Source organism: Brevundimonas sp. UBA5866, assembly GCF_002432125.1.
GTDB lineage: Bacteria > Pseudomonadota > Alphaproteobacteria > Caulobacterales > Caulobacteraceae > Brevundimonas.
The window spans coordinates 79,595-103,999 of the sequence record NZ_DJFS01000026.1 but is presented as its reverse complement, the minus strand read 5'-3'; the positions used below and the strand labels follow the sequence as shown (position 1 = coordinate 103,999).

The following is a 24,405-nucleotide window of genomic DNA, read 5'->3' as shown; positions in this document are numbered from 1 at the left end:
GATGGGGCTGGTGGCGCGGGTGACCACGGCATCCCCCTCGGGGCGTTCGCCTTTCCAGCCGCTCTCGGCCACTACGGCGTGGGCGGAGTGGATCTGGTAGCAGCCGCACAGGTCGTCGCTGTCGCCGCCGAACCATTGCGCCACGCGGCGGCGGTTCTCGGCCACGCGGGCCGGATCGTCCTTGGAGCCGACGCCACAGTTCAGCCCCGCATAGATGCCCTCGGACACGCCGCCCTCGCGGGTGAAGAAGCCGTGCTTGATGCCGGCAAGGTCGAGCAGGGGATGGGTGATGGGTGTCATGCTTCGAACCCCGGAACGGTCAGCGAGCGCGGCGAGAAGATCGCCGCCACCTTGAACAGTTCGCCCATCTGGTCATGGGCGGTCAGGCGGTGGAACTGGCGCAGGATCACGTCCTCGGCCTCGGGGCGGGCGGCGGCCAGCGCCTTGGCCCGTTCGACAATACCCAGACGCGCGAGGAACAGGCCCTGACCGATGCATCCGGTCACGTCGGCGCCGCTGCGGACGGCGGCTTCCAGCACCAGCGGGAAGTCGGCCCATTGGGTCAGGTCCGCTTCGCCGGGTTCGTCCAGAACGCCGACCTTCCGGTGACGTTTAAGGGCTTGGAGGGTGTCTCCGGCCTCGGTCCTGGCGCGGCCATAGTCGATCAGCAGGGCCGCGCCCGACGTGGCCGCGACCAGTGCCGCAAGGTCGCGCCCGAAGGCGGCCTGTTGTTCGGATATTTCCAGAATCTGGCCGACCTCGATCTCAAGTTCGGGCGTCTCGAAGCCCTCGCTGATGGCGGTCAGGCCAAAGATCAGGTTGTTGGCGTCGTCCACGCCGATGCGGCGCTCGGCCCAGCCACCGTCGGTTCTGACGAACTGGCGGGCAGGCAGACAGTCCAGCACCTCGTTGGCGACGAGGATCACCGGCGCGTCGGTCTCGATCTGCGCCAGCGATTTGACCCAGCGCGGTTCCAGGTCCGCATCGGCCAGACGGCGGGCCTGTTCATGACGCAGCGGCTGGCTCGGCTCGATCAGGATCAGCTCGGCGGCTTCCAGGAAGGCGGGCGACAGGCGGGCGGCGCGAAGGGCATCGCCCATCAGAGTGCCGTCGCCGGGACCGACCTCGACAAAGCGCACCTTTTCGGGCGCGCCCAGCCGTTGCCATGTCTCGACCGCCCACAGGCCGATCAGCTCGCCGAACATCTGGCTGACCATCGGGGCGGTGATGAAGTCGCCCCGCTCGCCCAGCGCCGGACGGGTGGCATAGTATCCGCCCTTGGGATCGTGCAGGCAGCGGGTGACATAGTCGGCCACGGTCATGGGGCCGGTCAGGATGATCTCGCGGACCAGACGGTCCTTCAGGCTTTGCGACGTGCCGTCGGCGGGGGAGGCGTAGGGCACTGTCTTAGGCCTCGAGCGCCGGACGCTTGAGGGCGCGGACGATCAGGACCAGGCCGACGATAATCATCGGCACCGACAGCATCATGCCCATGGTCAGGCCCAGCGGCAGGTCCGACAGGTGTGCATCCGGCTGGCGCACATTCTCCAGTGCCGCGCGCGCTGCGCCGTAACCGGCCAGGAAGATGCCGGTCACCAGACCCGGGCGCTTGAAGGCATCCCATTTCCAGATGGCCAGCGACATGATGATGAACAGGGCCAGACCTTCGAGGCCGGCTTCATAGAGCTGGCTTGGATGGCGCGGGGCGTCACCGGCGGGGCACTGGCCATAGGTTTCCAGGATCTTCTGGTTGCAGAAGCGGATGGCCCAGGGAACGGTTGTTTCGCGACCCCAGAGTTCGCCGTTGATGAAGTTGGCCACGCGACCGAAGAACAGGCCGATCGGCACCACGGGGGCGATCAGATCGCCTAGGCTCAGGGGGCTGATCTTCTTGCGCCAGGCAAATACGGCGCAGGCGATCACCACGCCGAGGAAGCCGCCGTGGAAGCTCATGCCGCCGGTCCACATCTGGAGGATCTCCAGGCGCTCGCCCAGCGAACTGCCCGTGAAGATCTGGCCGTACAGCGAGGGATTGTAGAAGGCGGCATAGCCGAAGCGCCCGCCCAGAATGATGCCGACCACGATCCAGAACACCAGATCGTCCAGTTGCGGACCGGTCAGCGGCGGCTTGCCACCGGCCCAGAGGCGCGGGGTCTTGATGAGACGCGCGGCATACATCCAGCCCAGAACGATGCCGGCGATATAGGCCAGTGCGTACCAGCGGATGGGTAGCGGGCCGAGATGGATCAGGACCGGATCAAACTCTGGGAAGGTCAATGGGGAAGGCTCCTGCTTGTACACTCGCAAGATTTAGCAGGGTTGCCTCCCGATGTCTCAACCTGTGAATGAACTACCAGCGACCGTTGAGGGCCTCAGAGACGCGACCTGGGTTAATGTTAACTCTCGCAGCGATCTGAGCTTCGGTGAGATTTGTTGTGGCGGCTAGCAGTCGAACCGTATTGCCAAGGCGGCGGTTCATCGGTCGAGATTGTATGGGCGCTTGGCGTGCCTTGCGGCTCCTGAAAAGTTTGGGTGTGACGCTTGTGTCGAGGAGGTCGGCAGCCGCTACGGGTGTCAACGTTCCTCCACGGAGGCGATCTGCAATGTCTGCGATTTCTGCGCGTGCGGATGGAATGTCGCTCATGGCGTATCCTTAAGTTGAATAACGCCGTTCGATTTAGGGAGCTATGAATAGGGGTCAATAGCAAAGCTTGGAAAACCTCGAAATTTGGCAATGCGCTTGAACAAAGCCGCGAAGCACCTGATTGAAAGGTTTCGTTCACCAATTCGGGTGAGCATTTGTTAACCCGACCGGATGGGAGGCGTCTGATGCAGACCCGCAATCCAATTCTCGACGAAATCGCCAAGATGACGACCGGTGCCATGGGACTGGCACAGGCTGCCGGCGAAGAGGCTAAAACCGCTTGGCGCGCACAGGCTGACCGTCTGGTGGCCGAAATGGATCTGGTTCGCCGTGACGAATTCGATGTCCTGAAGGACGAAATCGCCGCTCTGCGTGCCGAGATTGCGGCACTGAAGGGGGCGAACAGCAACCCCTCCACAGAATCGTAAGATTCGGCCCGTTGAGCCGAATCTCCGAACACGCCTACCGTCCTGTTTGCGGCCTTGTTGAGTCGCCCCAGTTTGAGAAGTTGAAGCCCTGATGGACGCCGCTAGACCCGACGAGGTCGAACTGCCTTTTGATCCGCTGGACGTGGTCGAACACGTTCTTGTTGCGGAGAACCTGCCGTTCGACCGTACGGATGAAGGCGACCTGGCCTTTGCCCTTGCCGGTAGCTGGAAGGACTATGAGCTGTGGTTTGCATGGCGTCCCGAAGGGGATTGCCTGCAACTGTGCCTGGCGCTGGACCTGCGCGTCTCCAAGAGCCGCCGTGCCGCCGCCTATGAACTGGCCTCGATGATCAACCAGCGCACCTGGCTGGGTCATTTCGAAATCTGGCCGGACGAGGGTGAGGTGGTCTTCCGCCACGCTCTGGCCCTGCCGCACGGCGAGCGCCCGACCCTGGCGCAGGCCGCATCCATGATCGATGCCGCCGTCGAGGCCGCCGACCGTTATTATCCGGCGTTCGATTTCATGGTGCGCGGCGCGAAGAAGCCGCAGGAAGCCATCGACGCCTGTCTGTTTGAAACCGTAGGTAACGCCTGAAATGTCCGATGCAGTTGTTCTTCAAGGGGTGGGTCGTTTGGGGTCTGCCATCCTTGAGGGGTGGCTGCTGACAGGTGCGGTCGATCCCAAAGACCTGATCATCCTGACCCCCAGCGAAAAGCCCGCCGCCGAAAAGGCGAGGGCGCTAGGCGCACGCATCAATCCGCCGCTGGAAACGCTGGCCGAGGCCAAGGCCTTTGTGATCGGCGTAAAGCCCGCCAAATGGGTCGAGGCGGCACAGGACATCCTGCCCCATCTGAACAAGGACGCCGTGATCGTATCGGTCATGGCGGGCGTTCCCGAAACGACCATTTCGGCGGGCTTTGATGGCCGCAGGGTCGTACGTGTCATGCCCACGACCGGCGTGGCGCAGGGCAAGGGCGTGGCCAGCCTGTGGTCGTCGGATGCGGATGCTCTGGCGCAGGGCATGGCCCTGTTCGAGCCGATCGCCGAGACGGCTGTGCTGGACAGCGAAGACCTGATGCACGCCGCCACGGCTGTGTCAGGCTGCGGTCCGGCCTATTTCTTTGCCTTTACCCGCGCACTGGCCGAGGCCGGTGTCGCAGAGGGCCTGCCGGAAGATGTGGCCGTGCGTCTGGCCCGCGCCACCCTGCGCTCAGCCGCAGCGGGCGTTGTCGGTGACGAGAGCCTCGATGCACTGATCGACCGCGTGGCCTCGCCGGGTGGTGTGACCCGTGCGGGCCTTGAGGTGCTGAATGAAAACGGCGCCCTGGACCGTCCAGTCCAAGGCGCCGTGAAAGCGGCTGTCGATAAGTCGACCGAACTCAGCGTTTGACGTAACGCCCAGCGGCCAGAGCCGCGGCCAGACGCGAATAGGCGCGGCTAGCGTCGGTCCAGACGGTTGAGCCGACCGAGTCCTGGATCGTCGGGGTATAGTAGTCGTACTTGACGTTCTGCTTGGTGCCATCTGCCATAGTGATGGTGCCTTCGAATGCGGCACCGCCGATAGAGACACTGCGCATGGCATCAAGCCCCGGACGGTCGGTCAGCTGTTGCATGGTCGGTCGGTTCGGCACCAGATCGGTGATCACCAGATCCAGAACAGCGCCTTCCAGCGCGTTTTCACGCGTCAGGGTGCGGTTCAGGGTGCGGGTCAGATCGGCGATCTGGTCATTGACCTCGCGCTCGCCAAGTTTTTTGGCTTTTTCGGCAAAGGCCGGCGCGATGGTGACATTGATAGCCTGGGGCTGTGCCAGGGCTGTTCCAGATGTGGCGATCGTCATTGCGGCAGCAACTACAGCCAACTTTGCGAACGAGCGCATATCGAACACTCCATTATGTCCAGGCCCCCCTGGAACACTCCGAACATGGTTGTTTCGGAGTGTAAAATCTAGGGGGTGGGTCAACTATTCCTTGGGCGCGGGCAGGCGGATTGACGCTTTCAGTCCGCCCAGATCGCTGCGGCCCAAGAGGATGTCGCCGCCATGACCGCGCGCGACATCGCGGGCAATGGCCATACCCAGACCCACACCTTTTCGGTTCTGGCTGCGCGAAGGGTCCAGCCTCGAGAACGGGCGGAAGGCTTCGTCGTGCATGTCTTCGGGAATGCCCGGACCGTCATCCTCGACCACGAACTCGACGCCGCCCGAGGGGAGGGCGCGGGCCGACAGGCGGACTTTCTCGCCGTGGCTGGCCGCGTTTCCGACCAGATTGCTCAGGGCGCGGCGGAAGGCCATAGGGCGCAGAGGGACGCTGAGATTCTCGGGGGCGTGCACCTCGACTTCGGCACCGGCACCGCGGGCGTCGGCTGCGGCCCGTTCCAGTGCGTCGCGCACGTCTACCGCCTGGGCGGCTTCTCCGGCTTCGCCGCGGGCGAAGGCGAGGTATTCGTCGATCATATGCTCCATCTCGTCCATGTCGGCGCGCATGGCCTCTGAACGTTTGAACGGTGGAGCCAGCGCCAGTTCCAGACGAAGGCGGGTCAGGGGCGTGCGCAGGTCATGGCTGACCGATGCCAGCATGGCGGTGCGCTGGTCGATATGGCGCTGGATACGCGAGCGCATTTCGAGAAAGGCGCTGGCGGCGGCGCGCACTTCACGGGCACCATGCGGTTTGAAGCGGGGTACGGACTCGCCCCGACCGAAAGCTTCGGCGGCCTCTGCCAGTCGCTCGATGGTGCGTACCTGATTGCGGATGAACACGACAGCCACCGCCAGCAGCAGCACGGTGGCGATCATCAGCCACAGCACGAAGATATGCGCCTGTGTGGCCACCGCCCGTTCACGCGGGGCGATGATGCGCAGCACGTCATCCTGTTCCTGCACCCGAATGTCCACATAGGCCGGATAGCGGGTGGTGTCGTACCAGAAGGGCTCGGAGAGGCGCGAACGCAGGGCGTTTTCCAGCGTGCGGTCGATCACTCCGATGGGGCCGCGCTTTTGCTCGGTCGGAAGGGTGGTGTCTTCCTGCAGCGCGATCGACAGCTGCATGTTGCGTTCTGCGCGGTCGATGATGACAGCCAGATTTTCTGGCGTCGGGTCGTCGCGATAGCTTTCTGCCGCCCAGGCGATATCCCCGGCAAGACTGTCGGAAAGACGCGAAGTCACCGTCTGCCAGTGGGCGTCGAAGAAGGCGAATGTCACCGCACCCTGCATGATCAGCACCGGAATGATGATGATCAGCAACGACCGGCCCCAAAGCGAGGTCGGCAGTCGGCGCTTCAACCATCGCGCCCAGACATTGAACGGCGTCAGCCGCATGGCGATACGCTCCGCCGCTTAATCAGGGGCCAGCATATAGCCGATACCGCGCACGGTTTGCAGGTAGCGCGGGTTCTTGGGGTCCACTTCCAGCTTGCGGCGCAGGCGGGTGACCTGAACATCGACGGCGCGTCCCGTGATGTCGGCGGTGTCCGGCGACAGGGCCATACGTTCCACAGGGGCGTGGGCGCTGATGGCGAGGGTCTTCAGCAGCTGGGCCTCGGCCTCGGTCAGGCGCTGCGGCTGGCCGTTCACGGTCAGCTCCAGCCGCTCCATGTTGAAGACGGCGGGGCCCATCTTGATTTCGCGAGCGGTCAGCGGCTTGCCGCCCGTGCGGCGCAGGATGGCCTCGATGCGCAGCGCCAGTTCGCGCGGGTCGAACGGCTTGGACATATAGTCGTCGGCCCCGCGCGACAGGCCCTCGATGCGGTCGTTCGGATCGCCCTTGGCCGTCAGCAGCAGTACGGGCGTCTTGGACAGGGCGGCCTGAGAGCGGATCCAGGTCGTCAGATCAAATCCGCTTTCGCCCGGCATCATCACGTCCAGCACGATCAGGTCGAACTCGATCAGTTCCACCAGACGGCGGGCCGCACCGGCGTGGGCGGCACCGGTGACGCGATAGCCCTCACGGGCCAGAAATTCTTTGAGCAGTTCGCGGATACGGTCATCGTCGTCGACGATCAGCAAATGTCGTCCACTGCCGGCTGCGGCGACGGGGCCGGAACGGCTGCTGCGGGGATCGTGAAGGCTCAACGGGGCGCTCCGGTAGAAATCTCGTGGTTATCGACGTTGACGTCGGGCGTCGATAGGGGTCTAAAACGGCCCAAGGTACAGGGAGATGTATTGCAGATGGCCATAGTTCCTTTCGATGATCGCGACGGTTGGATTTGGTTCGACGGGGAATTCGTTCCCTGGCGCGAAGCAAAAACGCACGTTTTGACCCATGGCCTCCATTATGGCTCGTCCGTTTTCGAAGGCGAGCGGATGTATAACGGCGAGATTTTCAAGCTCACTGAACACAGCGAACGCCTGAAACGCTCGGCCGAACTGCTCGACTTCGAGATTCCCTATAGCGTGGCCGAGATTGATCAGGCCTGCAAGGACACCTGTGCCCGTAACGGTCTGACAGATTGCTATATTCGCCCTGTGGCGTATCTGGGTGCGGACAAGCTGTCGGTGTCTTCGATCGGCAACAAGGTCCATCTGGCCATCGCGGTCTGGGAATGGCCGTCCTACTTCGACCCTGAGGTGAAGAAGAAGGGCATCAAGCTGGAGTGGGCCAAATGGCGCCGTCCGGATCCGGCTACGGCTCCGTCGACCGCCAAGGCCGCCGGCCTGTACATGATCTGCACCATGTCCAAGAACGCCGCCGAGCAGCGCGGCTTTGCCGACGCCCTGATGCTGGACTGGCGCGGCTATGTGGCCGAAGCCACCGGTGCCAATGTCTTCTTCGTCAAGGATGGCGTCATCCATACGCCGGACGTGTCGAACATCCTCAACGGCATCACCCGCCAGACCGTGATCGATCTGGCCAAGGCCAAGGGCATCGAGGTGGTGGTACGTAACATCCTGCCGGAAGAACTGGCTGATTTCAGCGAATGCTTCCTGACCGGCTCGGCCGCAGAAGTCACTCCGGTCGGTTCGGTCGGCGAATACAGCTTCGTCCCGGGCGAGATCAGCCTCGGCCTGATGTCGGATTACGAAAAACTGGTCCGCGGCGAGCTGTAAGCTCTCTTCTTATCCCCAAACTGCATAACGGCGGGTCCTCACGGCCCGCCGTTTTTGTTTGCGTCGGTCAAGGTTGAGTGTATCAGCGAAATGAAAGGTTGCGCGGGGGCGCAACCGTGGGGGGAAATATGAAACGTCTGCTTATAGCAGCCGCCTGCCTGATGATGGCGGCCTGCACCACTACGGCTGTGCGCAAGGCGGATAGCGTTCGCTCGCCGGAAGCGGGTTCGACTGTGCTGATCGTCGAGCCGCGTATCAATCTGGAACTCCTGACGGCGGGCGGGGTCACCGAACCGCGCGCGGAATGGAGCCAGCAGGCGCGGGTCAATGTCCTGCGCCATATCCAGACGTCGATGGCCGGCGAGAGCCACAAATATGTGGTCGGCAATGTCGATGAACTGATGGAAGGCCGTCTGGGACAGGTGGTGCGACTGAACGAGGCCGTCATCCAGGCCATCATCGCCCATGAATACAACGGCTATGCCGGTGCCAAGCTGGCCACCAAGAAGGACGACTTCCAGTGGACCATAGGCGAAGGCGCGCAGTTGGTAGGCGAGCGTTTCGACGCCGACTATGCCCTGTTCGTTTCCGGACAGGGGACCTATGCGAGCGGGGGCCGTATCGCCACTGCCATTTTCGCCAGTGCGCTGGGCGTCGGTATTCCGCTGGGCCAGCAGCAGATCATGGCCTCTCTGGTCGATCTGAAAACCGGACAGGTGGTTTGGGTGAACTATGCCATTGCCGGACCCGGTGCCGATATGCGCGATGATGCCGGTGCCCAGTCCCTGGTCCGCAGCCTGCTCAAGGATGCCCCTCTGGCTGTGGTCGATCAGGCCGATGCAAGCCAGTAAAGCCACCATAGCAATGGCCGCAGCGGCATCGCTGCTGGCCCTGGCTCCTTTGGCGCAGGCCCAGGTCCGCGCCCCGGGCGAACCGCCCAGGCCCGAAACGGCAGAGGCGGGACTTTGGGCCATGTTCGAGGAGGCGGAAACACAGGCCCGTCGGCGCAGTGACCGCAACAACGATCCTGCGTTGAATGCCTATGTCTCGGACCTGACGTGCAGGATCGCCGCCGATCACTGCCGCGATATTCGTGTCTATGTGATGGATCGGCCCGTCTTCAACGCCACGGCTGCGGCCAACGGCTATGTCGAGGTGTGGTCGGGGCTGATGCTACGCGCCGAGACCGAAGACGAGCTGGCCTTTGTGATCGGCCACGAGGTCGCGCACTTTCTGGAAGAGCATTCGTACGAAAGACTGCGCCAGCAGAAGATTGTCAGCAATGCGCTTACGGTTTTCTCGCTCGGTGTGGGCGCGGCCGGTCTCTACTATCAGGTAGACGTCAGCGCCGTGATCGACGCTGCCTATCTGGCAGGGGTTTCGGGCGTCTTTGCCTATAGCCAGACGCAGGAAAGCCAGGCCGACCAACTGGGGCTCCAGATTGCGGACAAGGTGGGTTTCGATGCATCGGCAGGGCCGTCGATCTGGCTCAACCTGCAGGCCGAGAACAAGGAATCCAGCTTCCGACGCGTGCGCAACGCAGAGGCCAGCGGTTCGGCTTTCCGTACGCACCCGCTGACCGAAACCCGAGTCAAGACCTTGAGCGAGCAGGCCCGTGAACTGGGCATGCGGGGCACCACACGCGAAGACCGTCTGCGTTATCGGGCGATCATTCGACCCTATCTGGCGGAATGGATCGAGGACGAGCACCGCAATCGTGATTTCGGGCGCCTGCTCCATCTGCTCGAGAGGCTGGGTCGTGACGGCGAGGATCTGGGCCTGATCAACTATCACAAGGCCGAGGTCTACCGCCGTCGCCGCGAAGAGGGGGACGATGTTCTCGCCCTTTCAGCCTATCGGGCGGCGGCGACGCATTCCGATGTTCCGGTGGTGGCCTTCCGCGAGTTGGGCGATCTCGAAATCCGTGCGGGCAATAAGGCAGCGGCCCGCGATGCATTGAACAAATACCGCGAACTGGCACCTGAAGCCGATGACCTGTGGATCATTGAAGACCAGCTCGCTCGTCTTGAAAGGGACGGACAATGAAACTTTCCAAGAGCCTGAAGTTTGTCGCCATCACCGCATTATCGGCCTCGATGGCGGCGTGCGTTTCGATCGCCGAGGTCAGCGGTCCCTATAAGGCCGGTAACAGCATCTATACGCTGGACCGTAGCTGGAACGATGTGACGCCGGTAACCGCCAATCCCAAAGGCGTGCGCCTGCTGACGCTGGATGGTCCGGTCCTGAACAGCCTGTACCTCAGCGGGGGTCTGAAGGAAGGGCAGCATCTGGCCCGCCCCAACAGCCGCCGCGAAAAGACCACGCCGGCATGGCGCGCCGATATGGGCATCATCGAACAGGTCGAGTTCGTCCGCGACAGCGTCGATGCCTATGGCTATCAGCGCGTCGAGACGGCATCCCCGCGTCCGGTGAATGTTTCGGGCCAACGCGGTGTACGTTTCGATATCGCGGCGGCGACCGTTTCGGGGCTGAGGATCAAGGGCTTCGGTCAGGTCGTGGTCAAGGACGATCTGGCCTATGTCGCCATCTACCTGTCGCCGGAAGAACATTTCTATCCGGAATCTCAGGCCTCGGCGGCGGCGGCGATGGATAGCCTCGCTTTCTAATCTTTTTAGCTAAGGTGCGGGTGTAGGGGCTTGCCTCTGCGCCCGCGCTGGCGTTCAAGCGGCTTTAGATATCAGCCGGGCATCCGGCGTAGAGAAGCCGGACCATGTTCACCCTGCTGAACCTCCAAAGCCTGCTGGGCCTTGCCGTCATTGTGGCTGGCTGCTGGGCGATTTCCGAAAACCGTAAGCGTTTCCCGTGGCGTCTGGCCATCGGGGCCATCCTGTTGCAGGCCGCGCTGGTGCTGGCGACCTTCGCCATCCCCGGCTCGCAGGTGGTGCTGGATGCGATCAACAACTCGGTGAAGGGTCTGGAAGAGGCCACCGCCAAGGGCACCCAGTTCGTGTTCGGCTATCTGGCGGGCGGCGATCAGCCCTATGTCGTTGAAAATCAGGGCGCGCTGTTCACCTTCGCCTTCAACGTCCTGCCGCTGGTGATCGTGATCTCGGCGCTTTCGGCCCTGCTGTGGCACTGGAAGATCCTGAAGTGGCTGACCCTCGGCTTCGGCTTCTTGTTCCAGCGCACGATGGGCCTGGGCGGTGCGTCGGCTCTGGCCGTGGCGGCCAACATCTTTTTGGGCATGGTGGAAACCCCGCTGGTCATCCGCGCCTATCTGGACAAGCTGTCGCGTTCGGAAATCTTTCTGATGATGGTGGTGGGGCTGGGCACCGTGGCCGGCTCGACCATGGTGGCCTATGCGACCATCCTGTCGCCGGTTCTCAGCAACGCTGCTGGTCACGTGCTGGTGGCCTCGGTGGTATCGGCCCCCGCTGCAGTTCTTCTGGCCCGCATCCTCATTCCGGAAAAGCCGGGTGAGGGCGGCGAGAACGCGAACTATTCCTCGGCCCTGAAATACGACAGCGCCATTGACGCTATCGTCAAGGGCACGGCGGACGGCCTGATGGTGGTGCTGAACATCTCGGCGGTGCTGATCACCTTCGTCGCCTTCGTGGCGCTGGTGAACGTGATCCTCGGCAATTTCTGGATCGGTGGTGAAGCCCTGTCGGTCGAGCGTATCCTCGGCGTCCTGTTCGCCCCGATCGCGTGGCTGACCGGCGTAGAATGGGCCGAGGCGTCCAAGGCTGGCTGGCTGCTGGGCGTCAAGCTGACCCTGACCGAGTTCGTGGCCTTTATCGAACTGGGCAAGATCGCGCCGGAAGCGATGAGCGAGCGCACCCGTATGCTGATGACCTATGCGCTGTGCGGCTTTGCCAACATCGGCTCGGTTGGCATTACGGTGACGGGCCTGTCGGTCCTGCTGCCGGAACGCCGTCAGGAAGTGCTGGGTCTGGTGTGGAAGGCCCTGCTGGGCGGCTTCCTCGCCACCCTGATGACGGCCTGTATCGTGGGCGCCTTGCCCGCCAGCATTTTTGCCTGATAACTTCGTTCTCAAAGAAAACTAAGGGCCGCTCATGCGGCCCTTCTCTTTGGGGACGGGACGATGAAACTCTATACGACCAAGCTGGCACCGAACCCGCGCCGCGTGGCGTGGGTTATGGCCGAAAAGAACATCACCGACATCGAGGTCATCGAGGTGAACCTGATGGGGGGCGAGCACAGACAGCCTGCCTATCGCGACAAGTTCATGATCGGCCACCTGCCGGGGCTGGAGCTGGATGACGGCACCTGTTTCACCGAAACGGTCGCCATCGCCCGCTATCTGGAAGCCCTGTACCCCGAGCCGAACCTGTTGGGCGTCGATCCCAAGGAGACGGCCATCATCGAGATGTGGACCCGCCGGGCCGAGATTTACCTGGCCAATCCGATGATGATGTTCGTGCGGATGACCCATCCGGCCCTGTCCGCGCTCGAGACCCCCGTGCCGGAGGTCGGTGCCTATAACAAGACCACCGCAGAGAAGTTCATGAAGGCGATGAACCGCCATCTGGCCGATAATGAATATCTGGCAGGACGTTTCTCGCTGGCCGATATCGTCGGCACCTGCGGTGTCGATTTCGGTCGTATGGTCAAATACCGCCCGCCTGAAGAGTACGAGCATCTGAACCGCTGGTTGGCGGCCTGCAACGCGCGGCCTGCGGCTTCGGCGGGGCTCAAATAGGGAAGGGGCGGTCCGCGGGCCGCCTTTTTTCGTATTGGCCAGCGTCACCGATCAATGTCGGGCCTTACTTCCGGCGCGGACCTGACGCATAAGGGCGGCCATGAGCGATCCCATCGAATCCGCAATCTTCGACCGCCTGAACCAACTGGGTGAGGGCAAGAGCGTCGAGCCGGCTGAAATTGCCAAGATCCTGCAGCCCGAGCAGTGGCAGCGTATGCTGCCGAAGGTCCGTGCCACGGCGCTGGGCCTGATGCGTCAGGGCAAGCTGACCATCACCAAAAAGGGCAAGCCGGTTGACCCCGACGCCTTCCGCGGCGTGACCCGACTGCGTCTGCCGACGGCGGACGAGACGGCGCTGGCCCTGTCCAAACTGCCGCCCAAGCCCGAAGTCGAGGATGAAGACGACTTCTGATCTGGACCAGCTTCTGGACGAGATCCGCGCTTGTCGGGCGTGTGCGCCATACCTGCCGCATACGCCCCGTCCGGTGATCCGGGTCTTTCCCGAGACGAAGCTGCTGATCTGTGGTCAGGCACCGGGCCGTCTGGTGCATGAAAGCGGACGGCCCTTTACCGACCCCTCCGGCGACCGCCTGCGCCAATGGATGGGGGTGGATTACGGTACCTTCTATGCCGATCACCGTATCGGCGTGGCGGCGCAGGCCTTCTGTTTCCCCGGCACCAACCCCAAGGGCGGCGACTATCCGCCCCCGCCGCGCTGTGCGGCCCTGTGGCGCGACCGCCTGTTCGAGACATTGCCGCAGATGGATCTGATCCTTCTGGTCGGCTCCTATTCCATCGACTGGTTTCTGGGCGACCGCGCCAAATCCAACATGACCGAGACGGTGCGGGCGTGGCGCGAATACGGTCCGCAGCTTCTGCCGATGCCGCACCCGTCATGGCGCAATACGGCGTGGCTGAAGCGCAATCCGTGGTTCGAGGACGAAGTGGTCCCGCACCTGCGGGCGCGCGTGTCGCAAATCCTGTCGCCCGAAATGCGGTCGGGTGCAAAGAGCGGTACATTCAGATGATGAAAACCGTATCCGCACTTTTGATCTCTGTTCTGCTGCTGGGCATGGGGGCGTGCGCGCCAACGGTCCAGCAGGCCATGACACCGCCCGCCGGTTTCCAGGGTCCGCAGATTGTCGAACGCGCCCATTCCATCGGTGAATTCGTGGTTCAGGACGGGGCGCGGCTGCCGTTCCATCGCTGGTCGCCAAAAGGCGAGCCACGCGCGGTCATCATCGCCCTGCATGGCTTTAACGATCACGCCGCCTCGTTCCGTCTGGCGGGGCCGTGGTGGGCCGAGCAGGGGATCGAGGTCTGGGCCTATGACCAGCGCGGTTTCGGCGGCGCTCCCAATCGCGGCATCTGGGCCGATCCGGAACTCAGTCGCAAGGATTTGCGTACTGTGGTGGCGCTGGTGCGTGCCCGCCATCCCGACACCCTTATCGCTATAGCAGGCGAGAGCATGGGCGGGGCCATCGGCATTACCGCCTTTTCGTCGGAAAAGCCGCCGCAGGCGGACCGGCTGATACTGTTGGGACCGGCCGTATGGGGATGGTCCAGCCAGAACCCGCTCAATCGTATAGGCCTGTGGGGCGCGGCGCGTTTTGCCGGGGCGCATCGCGTGGAGCCGCCTTCGTTTGCCACGCGCCGTGTTCGGGCGACCGACAATGTGACGGAGCTTTTGCGCAATGGGCGCGACCCGCGCTTCATTCTGTCCACACGGTTCGATGCGCTTCACGGACTGGTCGATCTGATGGAGGAGGCCAGTCTGGGCTTGTCACAGGTCAGGGTGCCGACCCTGCTGGCCTATGGGGCGCATGACCAGATCATTACCAAAGGGCCGATGCGGCTGGCGCTGGATCGTGCCGCGGACAATCCGTATCTGCAGACAGCCTATTATCCGCAAGGCTGGCACCTGCTGAACCGCGATCTGGGGGCTGAGGCGGTCTATGCCGATATTGCCGCATGGCTGGACGATAAACCCTTACCTTCCAGCGCCGTAGCCGTTCGCCCGGCCATCGAACGGTCTCGATCCTGAACTTTACCTTGGGGAATACATCGCTCTTCGACTTGCGGTCGCTCGACCTTGAGCGTATGCGCGAAGAATAAAAATACCCCCAGGAAAGGCCGAATAGGCATGACCCTTTTTGATTCTCCCAGTTTCGCGCAGCATGAAGGCGTTCACTCCTTCTATGACGAGAAAACCGGGCTGAAAGCTATTGTCGCTGTGCACTCGACCGCCCGCGGTCCGGCGGTGGGCGGCACCCGTATGTGGAACTATGACACCGCCGCAGAGGCGCTGGAGGACGTTCTGCGCCTGTCGAAAGGCATGAGCTACAAGAACGCCATCGCCGATCTGGAGATGGGCGGCGGCAAGTCCGTCATCATCGGTGACAGCCGTACCCAAAAGACGCCCGAACTGTTTCAGGCGTTCGGCCGTTTCCTGAACGGTCTGGGCGGCAACTATTTCGCCGCCGAGGACGTCGGTACCTCGGTCGAGGATATCGCCCACGCCCGCAAGGTGACCCCGTATGTGCTGGGCCTCAAGGATGGCCCCGAAGCCTCGGGTGACCCCAGCCCCGTGACCGCCGAGGGCGTGTTCCGCTCGAACATGGTCGTGGCCCGCCGCCTGTTCAAGCAGGACGACATGAGCGGCCTGACGGTCGCGGTCCAGGGCGTCGGCCACGTCGGTGCCTATCTGTGTGAAAAGCTGCACGCCGCCGGTGCCAAGCTGATCATCACCGACGTCAACCAGGACAACCTGAAGGCCGTGGCCGAAAAGACCGGCGCGACCATCGTCTCGCCTGACGAGATCTATTCGGTCGAAGCCGACATCTACGCGCCGTGCGCGCTGGGTGCGACGCTGAACCCGACCACCCTCGACCAGCTCAAGGTCAAGGCCATCTGCGGTGCCGCCAATAACCAGCTGGCCACGCCGGATATCGGTGACGAACTGCACCGTCGCGGCGTGCTGTATGCACCGGATTACGTCGTCAACGGCGGCGGCATCATCAATGTGGCGTCGGAAATGAACGCACGCCAGAACGGCACCGCCTATGATCCGGCATGGGTCGAGGGCAAGCTGGCCCGCCTGATGGAAACCTTCGAGGAAATCCTCGAACGTGCCGAGCGCGAGAACCAGCCGACCTACAAGATCGCGGACGCCATCGCCGAAGAGCGCATCAAGGCGGCTGCCGACAAAAAGGCAGCGGCGCTGAAAGTCTAAAACCATCCATCAGCTTGGATGATCAGGGGGTGGTCCATAGGGCCACCCTTTATGATTCGTGGATCAACGTATCCGCAAAGCTTCTTAACCCCTCTTAACGCCACGTTTACCAAGCAGGCGGCACTTTCTGCCTAGCGGAGCAGTAAGGCTTCGAATGTGTCTGATGGGCGGGGCGCGTGGGCGGCTTTACTGCGGCAATACAAAAGTTCGGGATCGGTCGACTGGCCGCCGTGCTGGGCGTTTCCGCCGGTGTGGCTGCGGTACTGCTGGCCATTATGCTGCGCGTCGGGCAAGCCCCCGATGCCCTGCTGTATTCAAACCTCGACCTTCGGGAAGCCGCCGAAATCAGCGCGGCGCTGGATCAGGCCGGTATCAAATATTCTGCCAAGGGCGACGGCTCCACCATCTTCGTCAGCCGCGACGAGGTCGGTACGGCCCGTCTGATGCTGGCCGGGCAGGGGCTCGTGACCTCCGGCTCGGTCGGCTACGAGATTTTCGACAACCAGTCGGTGCTGGGCCAGACCGAGTTCCAGCAGAACCTGAACGAACAGCGCGCCTTGCAGGGCGAACTGGCCCGCACCATCACCTCGATGCGCGGTATCAGCTCGGCCCGTGTCCACATCACCATGCCGCGCCGCGAACTGTTCCAGTCGGCAGCCATCGACCCGACGGCGGCGGTGGTGGTCGGCCTGTCGGGCCGTGACCTGTCGCCTGACCAGATACGCGCCATCCGCAACGTCGTGGCGTCTTCCGTGCCGAACCTGAAGCCGGAAAAGGTGACCGTGACCGATCAGGCCAACCGCACCCTGGCCGCCGGTTCGGAAGATCAAAGCTTCACCACCGCCACTGCCGAGGCCGCCAAGGCCACGACCGAGGCCCAGATGCAGGCCCGCATCAAGGATATCGTCGAAGGTGTTGTCGGTGCCGGTGCCGCCCGCGTCCAGGTGACGGCCGATATCGACCACACCCGCGCCACCATCCAGGAACAGAAGTTCGATCCGGATGGCCAGGTTGTGCGTTCCAGCTCGACCACGGGTTCGCAGTCGCGTGACACCACCGGCGTTCCGCTGGGCGGCGTGACGGCCACCAACAATATTCCGGGCGGCGAGGACCCCGGCGCAGCCGATCAGGCCTCGACCGCTGCCGAGAACGCCGAAACGACCAACTACGAGATTTCCAACACCACCACGACCACCGTCCGTGAACCGGGCGAGTTGAAGCGCCTGTCGGTGTCGGTGGCTGTGGATGGCAAATATACCCCGGCTGCCGATGGCAAGGGCGCACCGACCTATGCTCCGCGTACCGAAGAGGAAGTGGCCCAGATCAAGTCGCTGGTCGCGGCGGCTGTCGGTATCGATCCGGAGCGTGGCGACAAGATCGAGGTCATCAATGTGCGCTTCAACCGCGATGCCGAACTGGCTGCGGGCGGCGAGGGTGGCGAGGCCGGTGGTCTGCTGTCGAACTTTGCCTTCGACAAGAACGACATCATGCGCGGGATCGAGCTGGCTGTGCTGGCGATCACGGCCCTGCTGCTGATCTTCTTTGTCCTGCGACCGCTGCTGAAAACCGCATCGGACAAACCGGGCAAGACCCCGGTAGCCCAGAATGTGACTTCGGTTGACGAGCAACTCGTCGGCGGTGCCCTGCCTGCCGGTGTGAACCCCGCCATGCTGCCCGGCCCGACCGAGGTGGAGCAGCGCATCGACATTGCCCGTATCGAGGGTCAGGTGAAGGCTTCATCCATCAAGAAGGTCGCCGATTTCGTCGAGGCCCATCCAGAGGAATCCACCGCGATCCTTCGCGCGTGGATGAATGAAGCCTGATGGCCGCCCGTCTCGTCACAAAAGCCCCTGCGGTCGAGGATATCCGCAAATTGACCGGCCCTGAAAAGGCCGCTGTCGTGCTGCTGTCATTGGGTGAGGAACACACCGCCCTGTGGGAACGTCTGGAAGAGGACGAAATCAAGGAAGTCTCGCAGGCGATGGCGGGCCTTGGTACTGTCACGGCCGAGGTGGTCGAGGAAATCCTTGTCGAGTTCGTCTCGGGTCTGGGCGGCAACGGCGCCCTGATGGGGTCGTATGAACAGACCCAGCGCCTGCTGGCATCCTTCATGCCGCCGGACCGCGTGGATGCCCTCATGGAGGAAATCCGCGGCCCTGCCGGCCGGACCATGTGGGACAAGCTGGGCAATGTGAACGAGGCGGTTCTGGCGAACTACCTCAAGAACGAATACCCCCAGACCGTCGCCGTGGTGCTGTCCAAGGTGAAGCCGGAACATGCCTCGCGCGTGCTGACGGCCCTGCCGGAAGACTTCGCGCTGGAATGTGTTCAGCGCATGCTGCGCATGGAGCCGGTACAGCGCGACATCCTCGACAAGATCGAGCAGACCTTGCGTACCGAGTTCATGTCGAACCTCGCCCGCACGTCCAAGCGCGACAGCCACGAGCTGATGGCCGAAATCTTCAACAGTTTCGACCGCCAGACCGAGGCCCGCTTCATCGGCGCGCTGGAAGAGCGCAACCGCGACGCCGCCGAACGTATCCGCGCCCTGATGTTCGTGTTCGAGGACCTGTCCAAGCTCGATCCGGGCGGCGTGCAGACCCTGCTGCGGGCTGTCGAGAAGGATCAACTGGGCCTCGCGCTCAAGGGCGCGTCGGATTCCCTGCGCGAGATGTTCTTCTCCAACATGTCCGAGCGCGCATCCAAGATCATGCGCGAGGACATGGAGTCGATGGGGCCGGTCCGCCTGAAGGACGTGGATGCCGCGCAGATGGCGATGGTGCAGGTGGCCAAGGATCTGGCGGCGCGCGGTGAAATCATGTTGGCCGGTCAGGGCGGCGATGACGAGTTGATCTACTGATGAACACCAGGCCCCACAACGCCCGTCCGTTCATCTTCGACACCGAGTTCGATGCCGAAGGCCGCGTGCTGCAACAGTCCGACTGGCAGCCGCCCAAGCGTTCATACATGCCCGCCGAGGTCGAGGCGCTGATCGCCCGGGCCCGTCTGGAAGGCCGCCAGCAAGCCCTGTCAGAGGTCGAGGCCTTGCGCGCCAATGCCCTGTCTGCCGTGGCACAGAGCGTTGTCGAGGCCGCGACCCGTATGGAGGCTGCGGTCGAGCAGCATCGGCAGCAATCGGCTGAACTCAGCCTGGTCTGCGGTCGTGCGTTGGCGTCTTCGGCGATGGACATCTACCCGCGCCGCCCGCTGGAAGCCGCCATCGAGCAACTGGCCGAAGAGATCGATGCCTCTCCCCGTCTGGTGATCCGCGCCCACGGTCTGGATGCCGAGGGCCGCCACCAGATCGAGCAACTGTGCCAGCAGGCCGGTTTCAGCGGACTGGTCGCATTCCGCGATGATGCCCCCCATGCCGCGGCCTTTTCGCTGGAGTGGAGCGATGGACGCGCCAGTTTCGATCCGGCCGAGGTCGAAACGCGGCTGCGCGAACGCATCAATGCCGCACTGAACGGCGATAATTCTGTTTCCCCCACGTTCTCTGACGGGAGTGCCTTCTGATGGCGACCGATGACCTGCCTCTGGAAGAGTTCGAAGACTCCACCGCCCTGGCCCTGCCGGACGATGTCGGCGAGAAAACCGCTGCCGATCTGGCCACTGTCTTTGATGTTCCGGTGAACATCTCGGCGGTGCTGGGCAAGGCGAACATGTCGGTGTCGCAGCTGCTGAAACTGAACAAGGGATCGGTGCTGGAGCTGGACCGCAAGGTCGGCGAGGCGATCGATATCTTCGTGAACAACCGTCTGGTCGCGCGCGGCGAAGTGGTGCTGGTCGAGGACCGTCTGGGTGTCACCATGACGGAAATCATCAAGACGGACGACAAGGGCGCCTGAGCGGCGACCGCGTGAGAAGGATTAGAGGAGCCCGATGATGCGTCTACTGGTTGTGGGCCGCCTGAGCGGTCAGCTGGCAACGGCAGTAAAGATGGCCATGACCCACGGGGCCAAGGTCAACCATGTCGAGCGCGCCGATCAGGCGACCGAGCAACTGCGTCGCGGGCAGGGTGCCGACCTGCTGATGGTCGATTACCGCATCGACATCGCCGCCCTGATCGCCGCCAACGAGGCCGAGCGCATCCATGTGCCGGTCGTGGCCTGCGGTGTCGATGCCGACGCGCGAGAGGCCGCCGACGCCATCCGTGCCGGCGCGAAGGAGTTCATTCCCCTGCCGCCGGATGCCGAGCTGATCGCCGCCGTCCTGTCGGCGGTGGCCGATGATGAAAAGCCGATGATCCTTGCCGATCCGGCGATGAAGGCGGTGGTGCAACTGGCCGATCAGGTCGCCGCATCCGAAGCCTCCATCCTGATCACGGGTGAAAGCGGTGTCGGTAAGGAGGTGATGGCCCGTCACCTGCACAGCCGTTCGCGCCGCGCCGACAAGCCGTTCATCAGCGTCAACTGCGCCGCCATTCCCGACAATCTGTTGGAATCCGAACTGTTCGGTCACGAGAAGGGTGCGTTCACCGGCGCGGTCGCCCGCCGTATCGGTAAGTTCGAGGAAGCCGACGGCGGCACCCTGCTGCTGGACGAAATCTCGGAGATGGATGTCCGCCTGCAAGCCAAGCTGCTGCGCGCCATCCAGGAGCGCGTGATCGACCGCGTGGGCGGTGGGAAGCCCGTTCCGGTCAATATCCGTATCATCGCCACCTCCAACCGCGATCTGGCCAAGTCGGTGGCCGAGGGCAGCTTCCGCGAGGACCTGCTGTACCGCCTGAACGTGGTGAACCTGCGTATTCCGTCCCTGCGCGAGCGTCCGGGCGATATCGCGGTGCTGGCCGATCACTTCGTCAAGAAATACGCCGCCGCAAACGGTGTGCCGGTCAAGCCGATCGCCGCACCGGCTGTGCGCGCCATCACGGCCCATCCGTGGCACGGCAACGTCCGCGAACTGGAAAACGCCATGCACCGCGCGGTGCTGCTGTCGGTCGGCCCTGAAATCGACGTCGATGCCATCCGCCTGCCGGACGGTCGTCCGCTGCTGGGCGGACAGGGCGCGGCGGCGGCGGCTCCGGCCTATGACAGCGGTCTGGCAGGACAGGCCGCACAGGCTGCCGATGCCGTCACCCGCAGCTTCGTGGGCCAGACGGTCGCGGAGATGGAAAAGACCCTGATCCTCGACACCCTCAGCCATTGCCTCGGCAACCGCACCCATGCGGCCAATATCCTCGGCATCTCGATCCGCACCCTGCGCAACAAGCTGAACGAGTATGCCGACCAAGGCACAAGCATACCGGCCCCGCAGTCGGGCGTTGCCAACGCCTATGGGGCAGGTTGATCCATGATGGATCGGCGGGCCTTACTGGTCGGGGCAGGGGCGTTGTCATTGGCAGCGTGCAAACCCACCACTGTGCCCGCTGAACCCACCAAGGAGCGCCGCGTCGATCTGGACCTGACCGCGCTGGAAGAGCGCTTCAAGGGCCGGATGGGGTTTGCCTTTGCCAGTGAGGGCGTGCGAGGCGGTTGGCGCGAGGACGAGCGTTTCGTCTATTGCTCGACCTTCAAAATGTATCTGGCGGCGGCGACACTGATCCGCGCCCAGAACGGGCTGGAACAGCTGGACCGCGCTGTGCCGGTGACGCAGGCCGATATGATTCCCCATGCCCCCATCACGCAGAAGGCCGTTGGCGGCACCCTGACCATCAAAGAACTGATGAGGGGCACGGTCGAGGAAAGCGACAATCCGGCGGCCAATATCCTGATCCGCGAAATGGGCGGACTGGATGTCCTGCGCCAGTTCTACCGCGATCTTGGCGATCAGACGACGCGCGTGGATCGCCTGGAGCCCGAGATGAACCGTCTGGACGGGGACAGGGACACCATCCTGCCTGCCCAGTCCGTGCGTAATATCGAACGTTTGCTGCTGGCCGAAAACTCGCCGCTGGTGTCCGAGAACAAACGCCTGCTTCTGGAGTGGATGGTGGCAACCCCCACAGGGGCTGATCGGATCAGGGCCGGTACGCCGTCGGGTTGGACTGTGGCCCATAAAACCGGCACGGGCGGCTATGGCCCCGTGAATGACATCGGCATTCTTTATCCGGTTTCGGGTCCACCGATTGTCATGGCGGCCTACTTCCACGGTAGCCCGCAATCCACGCCGCAACAGCGCGAGGATGCGATTGCAGAGGCGACCCGCCGTATGCTTGTCGCACTGGGTCATGGCTGACCCTGGCCGAATCCTGCCATCAGGGGCGGTAATGCAAAGCTGCGGTGTGAAAACCTGTCATGGCTGATGCCCCCTTCATGAAGGACGGCATGGCCCGCCCCACCGGGCGGGACGCCTTGGGCTGGCTGCTGCGCGGCGAGGTGGGCATGGCGGCCGGTGTGATCGGCATCATGCTGCTGCTGATCCTGCCGGTTCCGGCATTCATGCTGGACGTGCTGCTGGCCTTCTCGCTGGTGTCCAGCGTCTTGATCCTGATGACAGCGGTGATGATGAAGCGCCCGCTGGACTTCGCCATCTTCCCGACAGTTCTGCTGATCTCGACCCTGTACCGTCTGGGGCTGAACATCGCCTCGACCCGTCTGATCCTGTCGAGCGGGGATGGCGGACACTCCAGCGCCGGTGCTATCATCGCGGCCTTTGGCGAGCTGATGATGAAGGGCAATTTCGTCATTGGCCTGATCATCTTCGCGATCCTGCTGGTGGTGAACTTTGTCGTCATCACCAAGGGCGCGACCCGTATCGCCGAGGTTTCGGCCCGCTTTACCCTCGACTCCATGCCCGGCAAGCAGATGGCGATCGACGCCGATCTGTCCGCCGGTCTGATCAACGAGGATCAGGCCAAGACCCGCCGCAAGGAACTGGAACAGGAATCCACCTTCTTCGGGGCGATGGACGGTGCGTCGAAGTTCGTGCGCGGCGATGCCATTGCCGGCCTGATCATCACCTTCATCAACATCATCGGCGGCATGCTGATCGGTGTGATCCAGCACGGCATGTCGGCTGGGGATGCGGCCAACACCTATATCCAGCTGTCGGTCGGTGACGGTCTGGTCACCCAGATTCCGGCCATCATCGTGTCGGTGGCGGCGGGCTTCCTTGTTACCAAGGCCGGTGTCGAAGGCTCTGCCGACAAGGCTTTCGTCGCGCAGATGGCGACCAATCCGGTGGCACTGGGCGTGGTGTCGGGGACGTCCGGCCTGATGGCGCTTATTCCGGGCATGCCGATCATACCGTTTGCGGCGCTGGCACTGGGCTCGGGGTTCCTGGCATGGCGCACGGGCCGTGAACGCCTCAAGCCGCCGCCTGCCGCCCCTGTCGAGGACGTGGCCGCAAAGGCCGATGTGGAAGAGCCGATTGCGACCGCCCTGACCATCGACGATGTGAAGATCGAGTTGGGCTATTCCCTGCTGGCGCTCATCAACGATCTGGAGGGCCGCCGTCTGACTGACCAGATCCGCGCCCTCCGACGCTCGCTGGCGCAGGAATACGGCTTCGTCATGCCCAGCGTGCGCATTCTCGACAACATGCGCCTGCCCAATCAGGGCTATGGCATCCGCATCAAGGAAATGGATGCGGGCAACGGCGAGGTGCGCCTTGGCATGCTGATGGCGATGGACCCGTCGGGCCGTCAGGTCGAACTGCCGGGCGAACACACACGCGAGCCAGCCTTCGGCCTTCCGGCGACTTGGATCGACGAGTCCCTGCGCGAAGAGGCCACCTTCCGCGGCTATACCATCGTGGATCCGTCCACCGTGCTGACCACGCACCTGACGGAAATCCTGAAAGAGAACATGGCCGAGCTTCTGTCCTATACCGAGGTGCAGAAGCTGCTGAAGGAACTGCCGTCCGAAGCGCAGAAGCTTGTGGACGAACTGATCCCGTCGGTCGTGACCGTCACCACCCTGCAACGCGTGCTGCAAACCCTGCTGCGCGAGCGGGTATCGATCCGCGACCTGGCCGCCATTCTCGAAGGACTGGCCGAGGCGGCACCGCACAGCACAAGCGTGACCACCCTGGTCGAGCATGTCCGTACCCGTCTGGCCCGCCAGCTGTGCTGGCAGCACCGCGGCGAGGACGGGGCCCTGCCCATTGTCACCCTGTCGCCGGATTGGGAACAGGCCTTTGCCGATGCCCTGATCGGACCGGGTGAAGACAAGCAGCTGGCTATGGCTCCCAGCCAGCTTCAGGACTTCATCCGTGTTGTGCGCGAAGTCTTCGAGCGGGCGGCGATGGTGGGTGAAAATCCCGTTCTGCTGACGGGGCCGCAGATCCGGCCCTATGTCCGCTCCATCATCGAGCGGTTCCGTGGCCAGACAGTGGTGATGAGCCAGAACGAGATCCACCCCAAGGCACGCCTGCGGACCGTCGGCACAGTCTGATTGTAACGGCCAAGCTAGACAGGCGCGGGTTCACACCC

Annotated in this window: 26 protein-coding genes; 20 read left to right on the top strand and 6 right to left on the bottom strand. The window is 63.3% G+C overall.

Annotated features, from left to right (window positions below; genetic code table 11):
* From B3H86_RS02920 to lgt, 3 genes are all read right to left on the bottom strand, one after another.
* Positions 1-300, bottom strand: a 300-nt coding sequence (locus B3H86_RS02920) for a laccase domain-containing protein (protein WP_292051069.1), incomplete at its 3' end; no start/stop codon positions are given.
* Entirely contained in the window at positions 297-1,322 is a 1,026-nt protein-coding gene (locus B3H86_RS02915; protein ID WP_292051074.1) for a class I SAM-dependent methyltransferase, read from the bottom strand. The genes B3H86_RS02915 and B3H86_RS02920, both read right to left, overlap by 4 nt.
* Positions 1,323-1,407: 85 nt before the next feature.
* Positions 1,408-2,277, bottom strand: coding sequence for a prolipoprotein diacylglyceryl transferase (gene lgt / locus B3H86_RS02910; protein ID WP_292051068.1), 870 nt, complete (start codon positions 2,275-2,277; stop codon positions 1,408-1,410).
* A 552-nt stretch (positions 2,278-2,829) separates the two neighbouring features.
* Here lgt and B3H86_RS02905 point away from each other — a divergent pair.
* The 3 genes from B3H86_RS02905 (at position 2,830) to proC (ending at position 4,463) form a co-directional block, all read left to right on the top strand.
* Positions 2,830-3,072: an accessory factor UbiK family protein gene (locus B3H86_RS02905; protein ID WP_292051067.1), complete on the top strand. Its 243-nt coding sequence runs from the start codon at positions 2,830-2,832 to the stop codon at positions 3,070-3,072.
* Positions 3,073-3,163: 91 nt separating this feature from the next.
* A complete protein-coding gene (locus tag B3H86_RS02900) occupies positions 3,164-3,667 on the top strand; it encodes a YbjN domain-containing protein (protein WP_292051066.1) in 504 nt (167 codons plus the stop codon).
* 1 nt (position 3,668) lies between these two features.
* Complete coding sequence (proC, locus tag B3H86_RS02895; RefSeq protein ID WP_292051065.1) at positions 3,669-4,463, top strand: pyrroline-5-carboxylate reductase; 795 nt, start codon at positions 3,669-3,671, stop codon at positions 4,461-4,463.
* On the opposite strand, the gene B3H86_RS02890 is transcribed toward proC, so the two are convergent.
* From B3H86_RS02890 to B3H86_RS02880, 3 genes are all read right to left on the bottom strand, one after another.
* A complete protein-coding gene (locus B3H86_RS02890; protein ID WP_292051064.1) occupies positions 4,453-4,911 on the bottom strand; it encodes a hypothetical protein in 459 nt (152 codons plus the stop codon). The two genes, proC and B3H86_RS02890, sit on opposite strands and share 11 nt — an antisense overlap.
* Positions 4,912-5,034: 123 nt before the next feature.
* On the bottom strand, positions 5,035-6,387 hold the full coding sequence (locus B3H86_RS02885) for an ATP-binding protein (protein WP_292051063.1): 1,353 nt from the start codon (positions 6,385-6,387) through the stop codon (positions 5,035-5,037).
* Between the two features lie 18 nt (positions 6,388-6,405).
* Positions 6,406-7,140: a response regulator gene (locus tag B3H86_RS02880; RefSeq protein ID WP_292051062.1), complete on the bottom strand. Its 735-nt coding sequence runs from the start codon at positions 7,138-7,140 to the stop codon at positions 6,406-6,408.
* A gap of 96 nt (positions 7,141-7,236) precedes the next feature.
* On the opposite strand from B3H86_RS02880, the gene B3H86_RS02875 reads away from it, so the two are divergent.
* From B3H86_RS02875 to flhA, 17 genes are all read left to right on the top strand, one after another.
* The gene (locus tag B3H86_RS02875) at positions 7,237-8,115 is read left to right on the top strand and encodes a branched-chain amino acid aminotransferase (protein ID WP_292051061.1); all 879 of its coding nucleotides are present in this window, start codon (positions 7,237-7,239) and stop codon (positions 8,113-8,115) included.
* Between the two features lie 128 nt (positions 8,116-8,243).
* Complete coding sequence (locus B3H86_RS02870) at positions 8,244-8,966, top strand: hypothetical protein (protein ID WP_292051060.1); 723 nt, start codon at positions 8,244-8,246, stop codon at positions 8,964-8,966.
* 13 nt (positions 8,967-8,979) lie between these two features.
* Positions 8,980-10,161: a M48 family metallopeptidase gene (locus tag B3H86_RS02865; protein ID WP_292051059.1), complete on the top strand. Its 1,182-nt coding sequence runs from the start codon at positions 8,980-8,982 to the stop codon at positions 10,159-10,161.
* Positions 10,158-10,742 (top strand): hypothetical protein, encoded by a 585-nt coding sequence (locus tag B3H86_RS02860; RefSeq protein WP_292051058.1) that lies wholly within the window; start codon positions 10,158-10,160, stop codon positions 10,740-10,742. Before B3H86_RS02865 ends, B3H86_RS02860 begins: the two co-directional genes overlap by 4 nt.
* Before the next feature lie 104 nt (positions 10,743-10,846).
* A complete protein-coding gene (locus B3H86_RS02855; protein WP_292051057.1) occupies positions 10,847-12,118 on the top strand; it encodes a NupC/NupG family nucleoside CNT transporter in 1,272 nt (423 codons plus the stop codon).
* A gap of 63 nt (positions 12,119-12,181) precedes the next feature.
* Positions 12,182-12,799, top strand: a complete 618-nt coding sequence (locus tag B3H86_RS02850) for a glutathione S-transferase family protein (protein ID WP_292051056.1) — start codon at positions 12,182-12,184, stop codon at positions 12,797-12,799.
* Between the two features lie 100 nt (positions 12,800-12,899).
* Positions 12,900-13,211, top strand: a complete 312-nt coding sequence (locus B3H86_RS02845; RefSeq protein WP_292051055.1) for a DUF3253 domain-containing protein — start codon at positions 12,900-12,902, stop codon at positions 13,209-13,211.
* Positions 13,195-13,827 (top strand): uracil-DNA glycosylase family protein, encoded by a 633-nt coding sequence (locus tag B3H86_RS02840; protein WP_292051054.1) that lies wholly within the window; start codon positions 13,195-13,197, stop codon positions 13,825-13,827. Before B3H86_RS02845 ends, B3H86_RS02840 begins: the two co-directional genes overlap by 17 nt.
* Positions 13,827-14,843, top strand: coding sequence for an alpha/beta fold hydrolase (locus B3H86_RS02835; protein WP_292051053.1), 1,017 nt, complete (start codon positions 13,827-13,829; stop codon positions 14,841-14,843). The genes B3H86_RS02840 and B3H86_RS02835 overlap by 1 nt, the downstream gene beginning before the upstream one ends.
* Positions 14,844-14,942: 99 nt before the next feature.
* Positions 14,943-16,031 (top strand): Glu/Leu/Phe/Val family dehydrogenase, encoded by a 1,089-nt coding sequence (locus tag B3H86_RS02830; RefSeq protein WP_292051052.1) that lies wholly within the window; start codon positions 14,943-14,945, stop codon positions 16,029-16,031.
* A gap of 176 nt (positions 16,032-16,207) precedes the next feature.
* Positions 16,208-17,854 carry a flagellar basal-body MS-ring/collar protein FliF gene (gene fliF / locus B3H86_RS02825; protein ID WP_292051051.1) on the top strand — a complete coding sequence of 549 codons (1,647 nt, stop codon included), beginning with the start codon at positions 16,208-16,210 and terminating at the stop codon, positions 17,852-17,854.
* Positions 17,854-18,891 carry a flagellar motor switch protein FliG gene (gene fliG / locus B3H86_RS02820; protein WP_292051050.1) on the top strand — a complete coding sequence of 346 codons (1,038 nt, stop codon included), beginning with the start codon at positions 17,854-17,856 and terminating at the stop codon, positions 18,889-18,891. The genes fliF and fliG overlap by 1 nt, the downstream gene beginning before the upstream one ends.
* Complete coding sequence (locus B3H86_RS02815) at positions 18,891-19,547, top strand: flagellar assembly protein FlbE (protein ID WP_292051048.1); 657 nt, start codon at positions 18,891-18,893, stop codon at positions 19,545-19,547. Before fliG ends, B3H86_RS02815 begins: the two co-directional genes overlap by 1 nt.
* Positions 19,547-19,879: a flagellar motor switch protein FliN gene (gene fliN, locus B3H86_RS02810; RefSeq protein ID WP_292051047.1), complete on the top strand. Its 333-nt coding sequence runs from the start codon at positions 19,547-19,549 to the stop codon at positions 19,877-19,879. The genes B3H86_RS02815 and fliN overlap by 1 nt, the downstream gene beginning before the upstream one ends.
* A gap of 37 nt (positions 19,880-19,916) precedes the next feature.
* A complete protein-coding gene (locus B3H86_RS02805; protein ID WP_292051046.1) occupies positions 19,917-21,320 on the top strand; it encodes a sigma-54-dependent transcriptional regulator in 1,404 nt (467 codons plus the stop codon).
* Between the two features lie 72 nt (positions 21,321-21,392).
* A complete protein-coding gene (bla, locus tag B3H86_RS02800) occupies positions 21,393-22,208 on the top strand; it encodes a class A beta-lactamase (RefSeq protein WP_292051045.1) in 816 nt (271 codons plus the stop codon).
* A gap of 77 nt (positions 22,209-22,285) precedes the next feature.
* Complete coding sequence (gene flhA / locus B3H86_RS02795) at positions 22,286-24,367, top strand: flagellar biosynthesis protein FlhA (RefSeq protein WP_409450226.1); 2,082 nt, start codon at positions 22,286-22,288, stop codon at positions 24,365-24,367.
* Positions 24,368-24,405 lie beyond the last annotated feature (38 nt).